General features: G+C 44.8%; 15 protein-coding genes. 12 read left to right on the top strand and 3 right to left on the bottom strand.

Going from position 1 to position 16,287, the window contains the following annotated elements; genetic code table 11:
• Positions 1 to 63 precede the first annotated feature (63 nt).
• Positions 64 to 831 carry an OmpA family protein gene (locus ABDV94_RS08815; RefSeq protein ID WP_343606596.1) on the top strand — a complete coding sequence of 256 codons (768 nt, stop codon included), beginning with the start codon at positions 64 to 66 and terminating at the stop codon, positions 829 to 831.
• 103 nt (positions 832 to 934) lie between these two features.
• On the opposite strand, the gene ABDV94_RS08810 is transcribed toward ABDV94_RS08815, so the two are convergent.
• Positions 935 to 1,516, bottom strand: coding sequence for a hypothetical protein (locus ABDV94_RS08810; protein ID WP_343606595.1), 582 nt, complete (start codon positions 1,514 to 1,516; stop codon positions 935 to 937).
• A 156-nt stretch (positions 1,517 to 1,672) separates the two neighbouring features.
• On the opposite strand from ABDV94_RS08810, the gene ABDV94_RS08805 reads away from it, so the two are divergent.
• From ABDV94_RS08805 to ABDV94_RS08775, 7 genes are all read left to right on the top strand, one after another.
• Positions 1,673 to 2,539 (top strand): MerR family transcriptional regulator, encoded by an 867-nt coding sequence (locus ABDV94_RS08805; RefSeq protein WP_343606594.1) that lies wholly within the window; start codon positions 1,673 to 1,675, stop codon positions 2,537 to 2,539.
• 143 nt (positions 2,540 to 2,682) lie between these two features.
• Positions 2,683 to 4,161: an oleate hydratase gene (locus ABDV94_RS08800; protein WP_343606592.1), complete on the top strand. Its 1,479-nt coding sequence runs from the start codon at positions 2,683 to 2,685 to the stop codon at positions 4,159 to 4,161.
• 11 nt (positions 4,162 to 4,172) lie between these two features.
• The gene (locus tag ABDV94_RS08795; protein WP_343606590.1) at positions 4,173 to 5,009 is read left to right on the top strand and encodes a phytoene/squalene synthase family protein; all 837 of its coding nucleotides are present in this window, start codon (positions 4,173 to 4,175) and stop codon (positions 5,007 to 5,009) included.
• A gap of 3 nt (positions 5,010 to 5,012) precedes the next feature.
• Positions 5,013 to 5,534 carry an isopentenyl-diphosphate Delta-isomerase gene (gene idi, locus ABDV94_RS08790; RefSeq protein WP_343606588.1) on the top strand — a complete coding sequence of 174 codons (522 nt, stop codon included), beginning with the start codon at positions 5,013 to 5,015 and terminating at the stop codon, positions 5,532 to 5,534.
• Complete coding sequence (locus ABDV94_RS08785) at positions 5,531 to 5,935, top strand: 6-carboxytetrahydropterin synthase (RefSeq protein WP_343606586.1); 405 nt, start codon at positions 5,531 to 5,533, stop codon at positions 5,933 to 5,935. The genes idi and ABDV94_RS08785 overlap by 4 nt, the downstream gene beginning before the upstream one ends.
• Before the next feature lie 35 nt (positions 5,936 to 5,970).
• A complete protein-coding gene (locus ABDV94_RS08780) occupies positions 5,971 to 6,291 on the top strand; it encodes a hypothetical protein (RefSeq protein ID WP_343606584.1) in 321 nt (106 codons plus the stop codon).
• Between the two features lie 104 nt (positions 6,292 to 6,395).
• Complete coding sequence (locus tag ABDV94_RS08775; RefSeq protein ID WP_343606582.1) at positions 6,396 to 7,709, top strand: deoxyribodipyrimidine photo-lyase; 1,314 nt, start codon at positions 6,396 to 6,398, stop codon at positions 7,707 to 7,709.
• A gap of 12 nt (positions 7,710 to 7,721) precedes the next feature.
• Here the strand turns inward: ABDV94_RS08775 and ABDV94_RS08770 are convergent, their stop codons facing one another.
• Positions 7,722 to 8,354: a carboxypeptidase-like regulatory domain-containing protein gene (locus ABDV94_RS08770; protein ID WP_343606580.1), complete on the bottom strand. Its 633-nt coding sequence runs from the start codon at positions 8,352 to 8,354 to the stop codon at positions 7,722 to 7,724.
• A gap of 166 nt (positions 8,355 to 8,520) precedes the next feature.
• Here ABDV94_RS08770 and guaB point away from each other — a divergent pair, with 166 nt between their 5' ends.
• From guaB to ABDV94_RS08755, 3 genes are all read left to right on the top strand, one after another.
• Entirely contained in the window at positions 8,521 to 9,993 is a 1,473-nt protein-coding gene (gene guaB / locus ABDV94_RS08765; RefSeq protein WP_343606578.1) for an IMP dehydrogenase, read from the top strand.
• A gap of 89 nt (positions 9,994 to 10,082) precedes the next feature.
• Positions 10,083 to 12,077: a hypothetical protein gene (locus ABDV94_RS08760; RefSeq protein WP_343606577.1), complete on the top strand. Its 1,995-nt coding sequence runs from the start codon at positions 10,083 to 10,085 to the stop codon at positions 12,075 to 12,077.
• Positions 12,074 to 12,877, top strand: coding sequence for a hypothetical protein (locus ABDV94_RS08755; RefSeq protein ID WP_343606576.1), 804 nt, complete (start codon positions 12,074 to 12,076; stop codon positions 12,875 to 12,877). Before ABDV94_RS08760 ends, ABDV94_RS08755 begins: the two co-directional genes overlap by 4 nt.
• A gap of 123 nt (positions 12,878 to 13,000) precedes the next feature.
• Here the strand turns inward: ABDV94_RS08755 and ABDV94_RS08750 are convergent, their stop codons facing one another.
• Positions 13,001 to 14,149, bottom strand: a complete 1,149-nt coding sequence (locus ABDV94_RS08750) for an imelysin family protein (protein WP_343606574.1) — start codon at positions 14,147 to 14,149, stop codon at positions 13,001 to 13,003.
• 138 nt (positions 14,150 to 14,287) lie between these two features.
• Between ABDV94_RS08750 and ABDV94_RS08745 the strand changes: the two genes are divergently transcribed.
• Positions 14,288 to 16,243, top strand: a complete 1,956-nt coding sequence (locus ABDV94_RS08745; RefSeq protein WP_343606572.1) for a peptidylprolyl isomerase — start codon at positions 14,288 to 14,290, stop codon at positions 16,241 to 16,243.
• Positions 16,244 to 16,287: the final 44 nt, after the last annotated feature.

Raw genomic sequence — 16,287 nt, 5'->3', positions numbered from 1 at the left:
TTCATCCGAAGGCGGGATTTTTTGTAACCAAAAGCTCCTTTCAGCATTCTCCATCTGAAACTTATGAAGATACTCGTACATTCACTCCTCCTCCTTCTATCCATCTCCGTCCAGGCACAATCCGGGGCAAAACCGGATTCAGCTGCATTTTATTTTCAATTCAACCACTCCGACCTGAGCATTCAGGACCGGCTCAATACAAAAGCGAAAACAAAACTCACTCAATTCACATCCCGGAAACTTATTCTCCGGGCTTATACGGATTCAACCGGATCAACGGAATACAATCTCAAGCTGGCACAACAGCGCCTGGAGTCCGTCAAGGCATTTTTGGCACAACACTATCCCAATCGATTCACGATTCAAACAGAAACAGCAATCGGCGAAGACAACAGCTTACTTTCAGATGCTGCCAAACGCAGAGTAGACATCCTGGAAGTTCCGGAAACGGCAGCAACCGGTAAAATCATGTATAAAAACCGCACATTCGAACTGGGAGTTCCCATTCAGCTGGAAATCATTTTCCTGATGGCCCAGGACGTTGTACTCCCCGGTTCGTATGATGACATCCGTTTTTTAATTGAAACGCTTAAAAACGATCCATCGCTCTCCGTTATACTTGCCGGGCACGTTTGCTGCGGCACAGACAGCGGTGATCTCTCCGGAAAGCGGGCAAACCGCATCAAACAACTCCTGATCATGGAAGGTGGGATTTCCGGAAACCGGATTACAGCCATCGGTTTTGGAAACAGAAAACCCTTATTCGTAGAAGATTCGGAAGAACACCGGCAAGCCAACCGGCGCGTAGAAGCAACTTTTATACGCAAATAACAAACGGCTTCAACTCCGCTCAGGCAACACAACAACAAACAAAAAGCCCCGGTCATTGAGCGAAGTCGAAATGCCGGGGCTTTATAGTGTATTCTAATTCTTTTTATGAATTCCCTTTCAAAGGCTTCACCGATTTGATCGATTTAGCCATCAGGTCTATGATCACTTTTTCATATCCGTCATCACGGCTTCTGAAAACGTATGTAATGTCGTCAATTACTTTCTGTCCGTAAACGTGATATGTTTTATGCTCTACACCCACTGATTTGGAAGCACCTTTCTTTCCGCTCACTTTCAATTCGCGTTCATACAAAATGAAGTCCGGCTCATCCACCAGGTATTTCACCTTGTAGAAATTCAATCCTTCGAGGCGTTTTTTCTCGGAGGAAACCATTTCACGATCAGAGCCCCAGTCATCAATCACCATATGAAAGTTTGGTCCAACCATCAATTCCCACTTGAAATCATCTTCCACATGAATTACTTCAGGTTGTGTTGAAGCTCCGATATTCGCCGTTTCATCCGGCAGCATGATCATGATCGGAATATCATACGGCTTCATGGAAAATCCCTGAAACTCATACAATTCATCATCCGTCAACTCTTTCCCCTCTTCTGCATCATTGCAACGCACTGTTACAAAAGATACCGCCAACAACAATAAAAAGATTGAAACTTTTTTCATACTTATTTTTTATTTCCGCTCCATTTCAGAGAAGTAATTAGGACAAATATAGTTTTTTTATCAATTTTGATTCACTATTAACAGTTTCATTTAACTCAAACACAAAAGATCACACTCCGATAAACTCGTTCATTTATTGAATGTTACACAATGATTATGGCAGGATATAAAATCAGGGATTTGGAAATGCTAACAGGTATTAAAGCCCACACGATCCGGATGTGGGAAAAAAGATACGGCCTGTTGAAGCCACAGCGAACAGCCACACAAATCCGCACCTATTCCAACGAAGAATTATTACTCCTGCTCAACATTTCACTGCTTAATAAAAAAGGGTACAAGATTTCGCGTATTGCAGAAATGAGTCCCGAAGAATTGTTTCAAACCTCCAGGGAAGTTCACGAAAGCAAATCTTCCGACACCAGCATCGAACAATTCATTGTTTCTGTCCTGAACCTGGACGAACAACTCTTTCACAATACCTTCCGGGAATTGACTCAAAAAACGAGTCTTTCGGAAGTATTCTCCGAACGTATCATTCCCTTTCTTCGAAGAATCGGAGTGATGTGGCTTGTCGGAACAATCAATCCTGCCCAGGAACATTTCATCTCAAACCTCATCCGGCAAAAAATCATCGCAGCAATTGATGCCCTTCCAATCCCGGAAGCCGGACAAAAGAAAATCCTGCTTTACCTCCCCGAACACGAATGGCATGAAATCAGTCTGCTGGTTTACCATTATCATTTAAGAGCGAAAGGATTGAACAGCATTTATCTCGGTCAATCCCTTCCGTACGAAGCACTCTTAAAAACCGTTCAACTACTGAATCCGACTCTGATTGTTTCCTCCTGGCTAACAGCAATCGAACCGCAAGAAATGTGTAATTACTTCTTCCGCCTAACAGAAGACTTCCCGCACATAACCATTGCAGCCAGCGGTTATCAGGTAGACCAACTCAAAAACCAGCTCCCGAAAACGATCAGGCATTTAAACGGAATTCCAGATTTAGATCAATTGATTTGAATGCTTTTTTCTTTTTGTTTAATCTTTTGATATATTTGTTAAACAAAAAAGAAATTCCTGCATGGAGAAAATAAAAATTGTATCTTCCAAGCAAGGTTCATTTAAACACGATGAGGTAACAAATCCCGAAAACAAGTAACCGGATGTCAGCAAAAAAAATAGCCCTTATCGGATCGGGGATTTCAAGTCTCTCCTGTGCTTCCTTCCTGGCAAAAGAAGGGCATGATGTTACCATCCTGGAAAAAAACGACAGCATCGGTGGGAGAGCAAGACAATTCCGGTCAGAGAATGGGTTCACCTTCGATATGGGGCCCAGCTGGTACTGGATGCCGGATATTTTTGAAAACTTCTACCGGCAATTCGGCTACACGACTTCCGATTTTTATGAGTTGGTACGACTGGATCCTTCCTACCAGGTGATCTGGAACGAACACGATACGGATCAAATTCCGGCTTCTGTTACCGAACTCGAACAATTCGTAGAAAAACTGGAACCCGGAAGCAGTATCAAACTGCGCCGGTTTTTGGCCGATGCCGAGAAAAAATACCAGATCGGGATGAAAGACCTGGTCTACAAACCCAGTTTGAAGCTCAGTGAATTTGCAGATACGCGGATTTTAAGCGGGTTGTTCAAAATGCATTTGTTCAAATCATACAGTTCCTTCATCCGGAAATACTTTTCCCACCCGAAAATTATTTCCCTGCTGGAATTCCCGATCCTGTTTCTCGGAGCAACTCCCAAAGACACACCGGCACTTTATTCGCTTATGAACTATGCGGACATCCAACTCGGAACGTGGTATCCGATGGGTGGCATGTTCGAATTTGTGAAAGCGTTTGAGCGCATTGCCCGCGAACAGGGAGTCCGGTTTCTGCTCGATCACGCTGTAACGGGGATCAATACTTCCAACGGAAAAATTCAGTCATTGAATACCAATCACGGCACATTCGGGTTCGATTTTGTGATCTCAGGCGCAGATTACCGTCACACGGAACAACTGCTCCAAAACCAGGCAAACTATTCCGATACTTACTGGGAAAAACGCGTGATGGCGCCTTCCTGCCTGATTTTTTACATCGGGTTGGATTGCAAAGCACCTCATCTGGAACACCACAACCTGTTTTTTGACGAAGACTTTGACAAACATGCTCATGAGATTTACAAAGATCCGCAATGGCCGTCAAAACCACTTTTTTATGTGAGCTGCCCGTCGAAAACCGATCCGTCAACAGCGCCGGAAGGCTCCGAAAATTTGTTCCTGCTCATTCCGATCGCCCCGGGATTAGAAGACAACGAACAACTGCGCGAACACTATTTTAACTTGCTGTGCGAGCGTTTGAGCAAGAAAACCGGATTCGACATTCGTCCACACATCAGCTACAAACGTAGTTACTGCATTTCCGATTTTATGAACGACTACCATGCTTTCAAAGGAAACGCATACGGTTTGGCAAACACACTGAAACAAACAGCTTTGCTGAAACCACGTATCCGGAACAAGCATTTGTCGAACCTGTTTTATACCGGACAACTTACCGTTCCGGGGCCGGGCATTCCTCCTTCAATCGTTTCAGGGGAAGTCGTTGCCAAATACCTGATCCGCCAAATCGAAAAACGCTAAACCGTACTGCTATGAAACAACTCTTTGACACACTTTCTCTGGACATGAGTGCACTGACAACCAAAAGGTACAGCACTTCTTTTTCGATCGGAGTCCGTTTTCTGGGCAAGGATCTCCAGGCTCCTATTCATGCTATTTATGGATTCGTACGCTTCGCGGATGAAATCGTGGACAGTTTTCACACCTTTGAAAAAGAAGAACTCCTTTCCGAATTCAAGACAGAAACATACAAAGCCATCGAACGGGGTATTTCCCTCAATCCTATTCTGAACAGTTTTCAATGGACGGTGAAGAAGTACGGAATTGACCCGGAATTGATCGAACTGTTCCTGCAGTCTATGGAAATGGATTTGGAAAAAACACAGTACGAACGCCAGGGGTACGAACGTTACATTCTCGGCTCTGCTGAAGTTGTGGGATTGATGTGCCTGAAAGTGTTTGTTCGCGGCGATCAGAAAGCGTATGAAAGGCTGAAAGAACCTGCCATGAAACTGGGATCTGCCTTTCAGAAAATCAATTTCCTGCGCGATCTTCATGCCGACTATTACCAACTCGGAAGAACCTATTTCCCGGAAATGAACTTCGATTTATTCGACTGCGCAATGAAGCAGAAAATCGAACGGGAAATCGAGGTGGACTTCAAAGCCGGCTACGAAGGAATCAAACAGCTTCCCAAAGATGCCCGTTTCGGCGTGTACATGGCTTACCGGTATTACGTGAAGCTTTTTCACAAAATCCGGAAGACAGATGCACAAATCATTTTGGGACAAAGAATCCGGATTCCGGACAATAAAAAGTACCGTTTGCTTTTTACTTCTTATCTTCGCCATAACTTGAATTTATTGTAAGATTTGGAAACGGTTGTTTTAGTCAATGAGCAGGACGAGGTGCTTGGTTTCATGGAAAAAATGGAAGCTCATCAGAAAGGGATACTACACCGCGCATTCTCTGTTTTCATTCACCGAAACGGAAAAATCCTCTTACAGCAACGCAGTCTGAATAAATACCATTCCGGTGGTTTATGGACAAATACCTGCTGCTCGCACCCACGAATGGATGAATCTCTTGCGAATGCAGGAAGCCGGCGTTTACAGGAAGAAATGGGGATTCATTGTGCAGTAAAACCGCATTTCCACTTTATTTACCGCGTACAGCTCGATTCAGGACTGATCGAAAACGAACTGGACTACGTGCTGTTCGGTTCCTACGATGGCGAAGTTTCGCCCAATCCGGACGAAGTAATGGATTACAAATGGATGGACTGGAACGAACTGAAAGCAGACATAGACCAGCATCCGGAACGCTACACTTCCTGGCTTCAGATATTAATAAGCGATTACAAACAACAGATCGAGGAAATCCTTTTTTCATGAAAATCTTTCGAGTAGAACAATTCAACGCCGCGCACCGGCTTTTCAATCCAACATGGGACGATGAAACAAACGACCGTGTTTTCGGAAAGTGCAACAATCCCAATTTCCACGGACACAATTACAAACTGGAGGTCGAACTCGACGGGCCGATCAACCCGGAAACGGGATATGTCCTGGACATGAAAAAACTGTCGGAAATCATCAAACTGGAAATCCTGGAACGTTTCGACCACCGGAACCTGAACCTCGATTGTCCGGAGTTCAAAGACCTGATTCCTTCAGCAGAAAACATTGCACTGGTTTGCTGGAATATCCTGCGTGAAAAACTGCCTGCCGACCTGAAGCTCAAGGTTCGCCTGTGGGAAACTCCCAGAAACGGCGTTGAATACGATGGTAACTAAGAATCTTTGTTATTTTTGTTAAACAGAATTAAATCATGAGAGCACTTTCAGCAATTGGTTTCGTAGTCAGCATCATCGGACTGCTTTTGGTTTCCTACAACCAGTTTGCTGTCATTCCTTTCCTGACAGATTTGAACAGCAGCGATGAAATCCGCGTCAACGAATTCACGATTGCATTGCGTCAGCACTATGAAACACAATTGCTTTTCATCAGCACGCTGAGCATCATTATCGGTGTTTTCTCTGTTCTATTCTGCTCCATGATCTACCTCAGAAAACGTACCCGCATGACTTTGATGGGAACCATTATCGGCGTAATCGTTGCGGTGATGGGAGTCGTTCATTCATGGTACTAAAGAAATTGAAAAGGTAAAATGGAGCATTGAAAAGTCTCATACTACAAATTAACTTTTCCCTTCTCACTCGTCAATTCTCCATTTTCAATTAATCACATCGGTTTATGAAACAACTCACGCTCTTCTGGCATCGCCGGGATTTACGGATTTCTGATAACGCCGGACTTTTCAAAGCATTGAAAAACGGAACGAACGTGCAGCCGGTTTTCATTTTCGACACCCAAATCCTCAAACACCTTCCCAAAGGGGATCAGCGGGTATTGTTCATTCATCAGACAGTTTCCGAACTAGCAGCAGCTTATCAACAAATCGGTGTTTCGCTCTGGGTGTTTCACGGAAATCCGCTGGAACTGATTCCGGCATTGGTAAAAGAACATCAGATTCAACATGTATTCTGCAACCGGGATTACGAACCGGAAGCCATTGCGCGGGACAAAGCTGTATATGAAAAACTCAAAGAATTAAACTGCACTTTCTCCGGATCAAAAGACCAGGTGATTTTTGAAAAAGAAGAAGTCGTGAAACCCGACGGCAATCCATACAGTGTTTACACGCCTTATATGAAGCGCTGGAAGGAAAACCTGACTGATTTTCACCTGAAAGCTTACCCGGTTGAGAAATACGCCGGTAACTTTCACCAAGACGAAAAAGCAAAAAAACCAATTCCCAGCCTGGCAGCCATGGGGTTCAGCGAAGTGCAAACACAGGATTTTCCTTCGGTTCAAATTCCTTCTTCCATCATTTCGAATTACCAGAATACCCGCGACATCCCTGCGATCAACGGAACTACCCGCTTGAGTGTCCACCTGCGTTTCGGAACGATTTCCATCCGGGAATTGGTGAAAGCATCTTTGTCCAATGAGAAGTTTCTCAACGAATTGATCTGGCGGGATTTCTACCAAATGATTTTGTACTGGTATCCCAATACCATTCACAACGCCTTCAAAAGCGAATACGACCGCATCGAGTGGGAATTCGACGAACACTTGTTCCAGGCCTGGTGCGAGGGCAAAACCGGTTATCCGCTGGTTGATGCCGGCATGCGCGAACTCAATGAGACGGGACACATGCACAACCGCGTGCGCATGGTGGTAGCCAGTTTCCTGTGCAAACACCTGCTTCACGACTGGCGTTTGGGGGAACGTTATTTTGCGGAAAAACTGCTGGATTTCGAACTGGCAAGCAATGTGGGCGGCTGGCAATGGGCGGCAGGATGCGGAGTCGATGCAGCTCCTTATTTCCGGGTTTTCAATCCCACCAGCCAGCAGGAAAAATTTGATCCGAAGTTCGAATACATCAAAAAATGGGTTCCTGAATTTGGTTCAGATACTTATCCGGAACCGGTTGTAGAACACAAATGGGCAAGAGAACGGATTTTGGAACGCTATAAAAGAGCGCTCAAACCAACATCAGAATAAGTTGTTCGATTGTTACTGCCTGTGCAATTCACCCGACCGCCATTTCTGCAGGAAGCTGGCCCATGCAAACGGGTTCAGTAAGTTGTTTACAGGCGACTGCCCCATCGTATACAGACGCGTGTTGTTTTGATTCACGACATTCCCGAATGAAAGGGAGGCATCACTTGAAACCATCGAAGCGATGGATGCCAGTGATTGACCGGATAATTGTTTCTGAGCTCTAAGCATCGCATCATCGTATGGATTCATTTCCACAAAGGCCTGCGCAAATGCTTCTCTAGACGGCCATGGATAAATGACCACCTCTTTCAACTGGATGGTATCGACATTCATCATGTGAATAATGGAATAACGGTCTTCTTTCAAACTGTCCGGAACAATATAAGAGGAAGGTTTGTGACCATAATATTTAAACATAATGGTATCTCCCGGTTGTACAACCAATGAGAAAAAACCGTAAATATCAGCAATCGTTCCACGTTTGACTGTTCTGTTGTAAACCGCCGCATAAGGCATTTCACGCAAACTGTCTGAGGAAACAACCACACCAGATAATTGAATCAATCGATCCTGTTTTTGAGAATTTGCGTTCAGTGAGACGATCAAAAGCATCCCTATAAGTCCGTATTTCAACCAATTATTCATGCTACAAGAATACGGATTTTTGAATAATTTATCGCCCCTTTTGGCCCGTTTAACAATAATTATCAGGAAAAAGCCAAAAAGTTAACAGAAAGTTTAACTAAACCGATTTGTTTGTGCCTGAAAATAATTACTTTTGCGAGAATTTATTTCAAAAATAGGTTCACACATGGCACTGTCCAATCTTAATTCAGTTAGAGAAGGTCTCACATACGACGATGTACTCTTAGTCCCGGCATTTTCACAAGTTCTACCCCGCGACGTTCAATTAAAAAGTAAAATCACACGCAACATTGAGGTAAACACTCCAATCGTTTCCGCAGCGATGGATACGGTTACGGAAGCAAATCTTGCTATTGCATTGGCTCAGCAGGGAGGAATCGGGGTGATTCACAAGAACATGTCAATTGCCGACCAGGCTTTGGAAGTAAGAAAAGTTAAACGTTCGGAAAGCGGTATGATCCTCGATCCTGTTACCTTATCCGAGCACGCATTGGTAAACGATGCACTTTCCCTGATGAAAGAATATAAGATCGGAGGAATTCCGGTGGTGGATGAGAACCGCAAACTCAAAGGAATTATCACCAACCGCGACCTGCGCTTCGAAAAGAATCATGCCCGTCCGGTTCGTGAAATTATGACCAGCGAAAACCTGGTGATCACCAAAGACGGAACGAGCCTGGCTACCGCTGAAGATATCCTTCAGGAAAATAAAATTGAAAAATTACCGGTTGTCGATGCAGACAATACCCTGATCGGGTTGATTACCTATCGCGACATCATCAAAGTAAAAACACATCCGAATTCGTGTAAAGACCAATACGGTCGCCTACGCGTTGCAGCAGCAGTTGGTGTTACTCAGGATACCCTGGAACGCGTAACAGCTTTGGTTGAAGCAGGTGTGGATGCGATCGTTATTGATACGGCACACGGGCACACAGAAGGAGTTGTGGTGAAACTGAAAGAAGTGAAAGCACAGTTCCCGACCCTGGAAGTGATCGTTGGAAATATTGCAACAGCTGCAGCTGCAAAATACCTGGTTGAAGCGGGTGCAGATGCGGTAAAAGTAGGAATCGGACCGGGTTCGATTTGTACAACCCGAATCATTGCAGGAGTCGGAGTTCCACAGTTAACAGCTGTAAACGACGTAGCGCTGGCATTGGAAGGAACAGGCGTTCCGGTTATTGCAGACGGAGGAATCCGCTACACCGGAGACATCGTGAAAGCAATCGCTGCCGGAGCAGATGTCGTGATGATCGGTTCTATGTTTGCAGGAGTAGAAGAATCTCCGGGTGAAACCATCATTTACGAAGGAAGAAAATTCAAGTCGTACCGGGGAATGGGATCTTTGGAAGCCATGCAGAAAGGTTCTAAAGACCGTTATTTCCAGGATGCAGAAGACGATATTAAAAAACTGGTTCCGGAAGGAATTTCCGGACGTGTTCCATACAAAGGAAACCTCTTCGAAGTGGTTTACCAGATTGTCGGAGGTCTGAGAGCCGGAATGGGTTATTGCGGGGCAGGTTCGATTGACAAGCTGAAAGGCGCTGAATTTGTGCGCATCACAGCTGCCGGAATGCGTGAATCACATCCACACGATGTCATCATCTCACGGGAAGCTCCGAACTATAGTTTAAAATAATTTCGATCTCAATTCAAGGTTTATTCTGATAAGCGGGTTACATTTACATGACCCGCTTTTTATTTTTGTATAACCTCACTCTGAAACGCATGAAACTGCTCGCATACATTGTTCTGATTCTACAGGCAGCATCGGGCTATGCGCAGGTTTCATACCAGGACTTGGTTCCGCTTCAATCGCGGGGAGAAATTCCGGAGTTTATGCGACCGGACTGCCGTTTCTTAAAATTCGACCAGTCACAAACTCCCTATCTGAGCACCGGGAAAAGTACCCCGGATGAAATCGATGCCGTTTTCAGAAGCCTGGCATCCAACGGGAGAATTGTCTACGGAGAAGAAGTTCACGCATTCTGCTCTTCCCTGCTCCGGAACCTGCTTTTACAGGATTCAAGCCTGAACCAGCAGATTGAAATTTATCCGTTCAAGTCTTCGCTTGCAAGTATTCTGAATGACGGAAACTCCAGGATTTACATTTCCACCGCACTGATTGCCCGGGCAGACAAAATAGAACAATTGTCTTTCCTGATTGCCACGCAGCTCTACCACATACAGGCAGGATCACTGCTTGAGTCTGTGAAACTAAACCGGCAGCCGAATTTGAATTCCCGGCTTGCTCAACTGGACAATTACGACAGCACAGCTATTTCCAAAGCAGATTCTTTTGCCTTTTCAATCAATGAACGGTTGAATTTTGATCCGTATTTCTTATTGGAAGGACTGGAACTTCTCCGGTTCAGAAATGATCCCATCGAACAGGTTTCCGTTCCGGCAAATTATTTCAATTCCGATCTGATGACCGTTCCAGCCAGCCTGTTTGAACGGAGTAACTACCGGTTGGAAAAGCGGCTTCCAAATCCCTACTCGATCAAACTCCTGAAACGCGAAGAAGAATTGGGCAAACATTTTATCGGAACAGCACGCGTCGAATACCTGGCAGACAATCCATATTTTGAACTCGTGCGGAATTTATGCACGTTCCAATATGTAGAAGATTTATTGCTGGAAAACAAACCCGACGAAGCACTTTATCATCTATACATCCTGGAAAAACGCGGTCTTGATCCACAGCCGATTGCCCGCTTGAAAGCTCATTCCTGGCTCAATATTGCTCAAAAAAGATTGTACCCGGTCTATAAGCGAACTGCTGTTTACAGACAGCTCTTTGATTCGCCCGGTTCTGTTTTCTATCTCGGTTTGTATCGCCTGACCGTGGAGAAAAACGGCGCCATGGCGCTAAGTTTAAGAATGATTACTGACCTGGCACGCGAAACCAATGACCCTGAAATAGGTTTGATTCGCAATTATCTGATCGACCTGATCCGGAAGAGCGGGGAATTTCACCCCGATTTGTTTTCCAAACAACCTCTTGCAACAAGCACCGATGGAACTTCCACAAAAACACCGTTCTACTTTTATGCGATCAGCGACCTGGTTTCCGACCCAGGATTCATTGAGCTGATAACAGGCACAAAACCGGTTTACGAAACAAACGAAGAACCACCCATCATGCTGCTTGTGGAGCCGACCGCGTACCTCTTCCACAAGAAAAAATTCCGGGAAGAAAAAACGGAAAGTAAAACCAAATTGCTGCTGGAATGCATCGAAAACAACAGCATTTACCAGGAAATAAACACCTACACACTTGTTCCCGACACGGTCGATAAAACCGCATGGACCAAACAATACAACCTGCGCTATGCCTTCAATGCGTTTGACCGGCAAATGCGCAATCAAAGTGATTACCTGCGTCCTGTATTTCCACTGAACTACAAACAACTAACCGAATTAACCGCAGATCAACCGACACATTTACTCGGAATTTTTCATTTCGAAAACCAGTACAACCTGAACATCCAGGGATATCACCTCATTGGGATTTTTGGCGTTCCCCTGCCTTTTGTATTAACGGATTTGATCCTGGGCGGAAACCATTGCCAGTTTGTTTCCATCGTCATTGACAAAACAAGCGGAAGGGTTCTTTCCGCCGAAAATTCGAAATACCGCGATCCGCTCACCAGGCCTTTTATCAAAAACAAGGTGCAGCATACTTTTCAAACTATCTTTAAATCCGATTCAGGCTTATGAGAATGGTGTTGATCTTTTTTTGGTTTGTTACAACCTGGGGGCATTCGCAATCCGGATACCTGAATCAGCGGAACTTGTTCTCGGCAGAACTCTTTGGAAATTCCCCGTTGATTCTCAATACCCAACTTCCGCAGTACCATCTCAAGGACGGAAAAATGACCGAGAAAAAAGAATGGCTGAACGGCGGCGGAAGTATTTACTTCATTCATGTATTCAATAAAAAAATCGGTTTCGGCGGAGAGGCAAATATCAAAAACATGAAGGTAATCGGCCCGCAAACCTTCAGCATTTCGAATAACACAGACAATATTGTCAACACCGATACCACCTGGCTACGGGCATCTCCATTCGATGTGAACTGCTACAGTTTTCTCGCCCGGCTGGAGGTTTACAACAAGCTTGGCAACGGCCCTGTCGGACTTGCTCATATTGTAGGCCTGGGATTTTCCATCTCAAAAGCGATTGATAAAACATACGATTACAGCCTGAACGAATTCGGCACGCAGAGTCAGTACGAACCATATTGGTCAACTCCCGACCACTTTTTCCTGGAAAAGAAATGGCCGCTGATCAAATCGATCGTGGCACAATACAGCATCCAGATGCGTTACCCGCTCGGCAGCCGCTTTTCACTCAATTTCGGAATCAAAGCCTTGTTCAACATTGCATTGCCCATCCGGAAAACGCGGATCGGTACCAATGACAACGATCCCTACCGACTCGACAACCTGTTTTACAACCTGCGCCGGGAAAATGTCTTCTCGCTGAACCTGAATACGGGAATCAGTTATCATTTTTAGAACTTCTTCGTCAATTCGAGTCCCGGACATCCGGGATATCGAGAATGACGAATATTTTTTCGTTTCAAGTTGTTCTCGATACACTGCATTTCATTCCGCTACTCGAACTGACTTGAAACACGATTAATCCAGTACTTTGGATTTAAAACCGGCCAACAGGTCGTGGATGGAAATCAAATCAGCGTAAATCCGGGTGAGTTGCTGCCGGCCCTGCGGATCGGAAATGGCCTGGTCAAAATCCAGCGGAAAACTCAGCAATTCATTCTCAATTGCCTCCAGTTTTGCCATTACCTGGTCGTATGCATCCGGATCGACTTCTTTGATAAAATCGTCGAGGAAAAATTCGGTTTGTGAGATATAGAGTGATCGCGGGTTCAAAAACAAGCGGATTGCTTCGGTTTTCACCAGGAGTTCACTCGCTGTAAAATCCGAAAAACGGCTCATTTCATCGTATTCGGATTGTGTGTCCAAAGGTTTTTTGATGCACTTTCCGGCAAAATCTTCTTTGATATACTTCAAAAATCCGGTCATAATGCAATCGAACGCAGCAGTTGGTTCGGCCTGCAACATGGCTTGTTTCAATCCATCTTGCTTAGGCAATTCCAGGAAATCATTCCGGAGCGCCATGGAAGCAAACAGGAAATACTGCCTTCTGCGCAGGTTGTTGAAATCTGAAACCGGACGGTTTCCGGGAGCGCCGTTGCTTAAGTCTTCTCCGTAGAGCAAAAATTCGAGTACGTGCATCCCGCAGGAGCGGTTGTTCGTTCCCGTCACATTGTCCCAGCTTTTGACCGTTGCTTCCGTGATGAAGGGATAAGTTACCGGGTCGTTAATGATTCCCGCTGTCGGATTGCCGTTCACATAATCCACATACTCCGGGTTAATCGGATAGGAATCAATCCGCGAATACAGCGCTTCACCCGGAAGTACAAACTGACCATTTCCATACAGATAAGGCCCGAGCAGCAGATAGGAAGACCGGAGGTTGAAATATGCCGAACGCGTACTGATGTAATTCGACTGGCTCACCACCCCGTAGAAGTTACTCGCCGCCGCGTAATACGCGGCAACACTGACCTGGTTCTGCTTGAACAACTCTTGTCTCGAAGTCAGGTAAGCATTCCGGATCTTCGACAACTGGATGGAATAATGCGCATCTGCTTCAAAAGAACCTTTCTTACAGGAAACAAGTACTACGGCCAGGATTCCCAACACTATTTTCACCGAATTCATCGCATGGCTTTTCATCAAACACGGGTTCTTACGTTCCATAAATATACTGATACCCTTTGCAATGAGCTGAATTTTCACCCAAAATTTAAATTTTTCTTAAATCGTGCATTTTTACTTTCAAACCCGAAACAATGTATTATTTTTGGCGTTCTTGGTTTGAATAAAGTATTACAATACATGAAAAAACGACTATTATTGACCTTCGGGATTTTACTTTCCATCCAGTCAATTGCCCAAACAGATAACACGGTAATGGAAATCGACGGAAAAAAGGTAAGTAAATCCGAGTTCCTGCAAATTTATTTGAAGAACAATAACGATCCGAAATACGACAAACAGTCTCTGGACGATTACATGGAATTGTTCAAGAAGTTCAAATTGAAAGTAGCGGAAGCTGAAACGCTTGGTTATGATACCATTCCGAAGCTGAAAAAAGAACTCGCAGGTTACAGAAAACAGTTGTCTCAACCCTATTTGATCGATTCGACAAAGAACAGCGCGTTGGTAAAACAGGCATATGAGCGTATGAAAAATGAAGTTCATGCGGCGCACATTTTGGTAAAAGTGGCTGAAAATGCTTCTCCGGAAGATACTCTTGCTGCATACAACCGCATCATGGCACTGAAAAAACGCATCGAAAACGGGGAAGATTTTGCAACCGTTGCAAGAAGCAAAAGCGGTTCGGATGATCCTTCTGCAGTACGAAACGGAGGTGATTTAGGATATTTTACAGCATTCCAGATGGTGTACCCGTTTGAAGAAGCGGCATACAACACTCCGGTAGGAAAAATCTCCAACCCGGTTCGCACGAAATTCGGTTACCACATCATCAAAGTGATCGATATGCGTCCGGCACGCGGAACGATTAAAGTGGCTCACATCATGGTTGCAACCGGAAGAGACGCAAGCGCGGAAGACCTGGAAGCAGCTCATAAAAAAATCGATGAGATTTACGAAAAACTGCAGGCTGGTGAGTCTTTCGAGAAACTGGCAAGCGAATTCTCCGATGATGCGCAAACAGCAGAAAGAGGTGGTGAATTGCAGTTGTTCGGAACGGGTACAACAACCCGTATGGTTCCTGAATTTGAAGAAGCAGCTTTCGCTTTGAAAACAAACGGTGAGATTTCCAAACCGGTACAAACGGCTTACGGATTCCACATCATCAAGCGCCTGGAGTTAACACCGCTGCGTTCATTCGACGAACTGAAGAAAGAAATTCAGAACAAAGTGAACAAAGACGAACGCTCCAACGTCACGCAGCAGTCTTTCATCGAAAAGCTGAAAAAAACCTACGCATTCAAAGACAGCTACAGCAAAACAAACAAGTGGTTCGTTCAGAATATTGATTCCAACTACTTCAAAGGAACCTGGAACGCAAACGGACTGAAGTCGAACAGCACCATGTTTACGCTGGACAACAAAAACTTCACGCAAAAGCAATTCGCCGATTACTTGCAGAAGAACTATAGAAACTTCCGAAGTATGGACTCCAAAGCATTGGTTCAAAAACAATACAGTGCATGGCAGAACAGCGAAATCCTGGCGTATGAAGAAAGCAAACTGGACAGCAAATACCCGGACTTTAAAGCGTTGATGCAGGAATACCATGACGGAATCCTGTTGTACGAGATCATGTCTGACAAAGTATGGAACAAAGCAATCAAAGATACTTCCGGCTTGAAATCGTTCTTCGACGAACACAGCACGAACTATACCTGGGGAAAACGTTACAATGCGTATGTGTACGAATGTTTGAACGAAGATGTAGCGAAGAAAGTAGCAACGATGTTGAAAAGCGACACCATTTCTTCCCGCACCGTGATTAACGCGATCAACAAGGATTCGGAACTGAACCTGCGCGTGCGCACCGGGAAATTTGAAGTGGAATCAACGCCATACCTGAAAGGTCATGACCTGAAAAAAGGTGTAAATCCCGTTTACGTTCAGGATGGAAAATATTACATCGTCAAAGTGGATGAAATCCTGGAGCCAACGGCGAAAACACTCGCGGAGGCAAAAGGAGCTGCCACATCTGATTACCAGAATTACCTTGAAAAAGAATGGCTGACCGAAATTGCCAAAAAGCACCCGATCATTGTGCACGGGCCGGTACTCTACAGCCTTGGAAAATAATAACAGAAAAGCCGGTTTCGACCGGTTTTTCTTTTTAAGAAAGT

This window comes from Fluviicola sp., assembly GCF_039596355.1.
Taxonomy (GTDB): Bacteria; Bacteroidota; Bacteroidia; order Flavobacteriales_D; family Crocinitomicaceae; genus Fluviicola.
This window is presented reverse-complemented; position numbering and strand designations above follow the sequence as displayed.

What these genes read in the sequence shown, in the direction of transcription:
- ABDV94_RS08815 (WP_343606596.1), top strand. Translation starts at nt 64, where the DNA reads ATGAAGATACTCGTACATTCACTCCTCCTCCTTCTATCCATCTCCGTC.
- ABDV94_RS08810 (WP_343606595.1), bottom strand. Translation starts at nt 1,516, where the DNA reads ATGAAAAAAGTTTCAATCTTTTTATTGTTGTTGGCGGTATCTTTTGTA.
- ABDV94_RS08805 (WP_343606594.1), top strand. Translation starts at nt 1,673, where the DNA reads ATGGCAGGATATAAAATCAGGGATTTGGAAATGCTAACAGGTATTAAA.
- ABDV94_RS08800 (WP_343606592.1), top strand. Translation starts at nt 2,683, where the DNA reads ATGTCAGCAAAAAAAATAGCCCTTATCGGATCGGGGATTTCAAGTCTC.
- ABDV94_RS08795 (WP_343606590.1), top strand. Translation starts at nt 4,173, where the DNA reads ATGAAACAACTCTTTGACACACTTTCTCTGGACATGAGTGCACTGACA.
- ABDV94_RS08785 (WP_343606586.1), top strand. Translation starts at nt 5,531, where the DNA reads ATGAAAATCTTTCGAGTAGAACAATTCAACGCCGCGCACCGGCTTTTC.
- ABDV94_RS08780 (WP_343606584.1), top strand. Translation starts at nt 5,971, where the DNA reads ATGAGAGCACTTTCAGCAATTGGTTTCGTAGTCAGCATCATCGGACTG.
- ABDV94_RS08775 (WP_343606582.1), top strand. Translation starts at nt 6,396, where the DNA reads ATGAAACAACTCACGCTCTTCTGGCATCGCCGGGATTTACGGATTTCT.
- ABDV94_RS08770 (WP_343606580.1), bottom strand. Translation starts at nt 8,354, where the DNA reads ATGAATAATTGGTTGAAATACGGACTTATAGGGATGCTTTTGATCGTC.
- guaB (WP_343606578.1), top strand. Translation starts at nt 8,521, where the DNA reads ATGGCACTGTCCAATCTTAATTCAGTTAGAGAAGGTCTCACATACGAC.
- ABDV94_RS08760 (WP_343606577.1), top strand. Translation starts at nt 10,083, where the DNA reads ATGAAACTGCTCGCATACATTGTTCTGATTCTACAGGCAGCATCGGGC.
- ABDV94_RS08755 (WP_343606576.1), top strand. Translation starts at nt 12,074, where the DNA reads ATGAGAATGGTGTTGATCTTTTTTTGGTTTGTTACAACCTGGGGGCAT.
- ABDV94_RS08750 (WP_343606574.1), bottom strand. Translation starts at nt 14,149, where the DNA reads ATGGAACGTAAGAACCCGTGTTTGATGAAAAGCCATGCGATGAATTCG.
- ABDV94_RS08745 (WP_343606572.1), top strand. Translation starts at nt 14,288, where the DNA reads ATGAAAAAACGACTATTATTGACCTTCGGGATTTTACTTTCCATCCAG.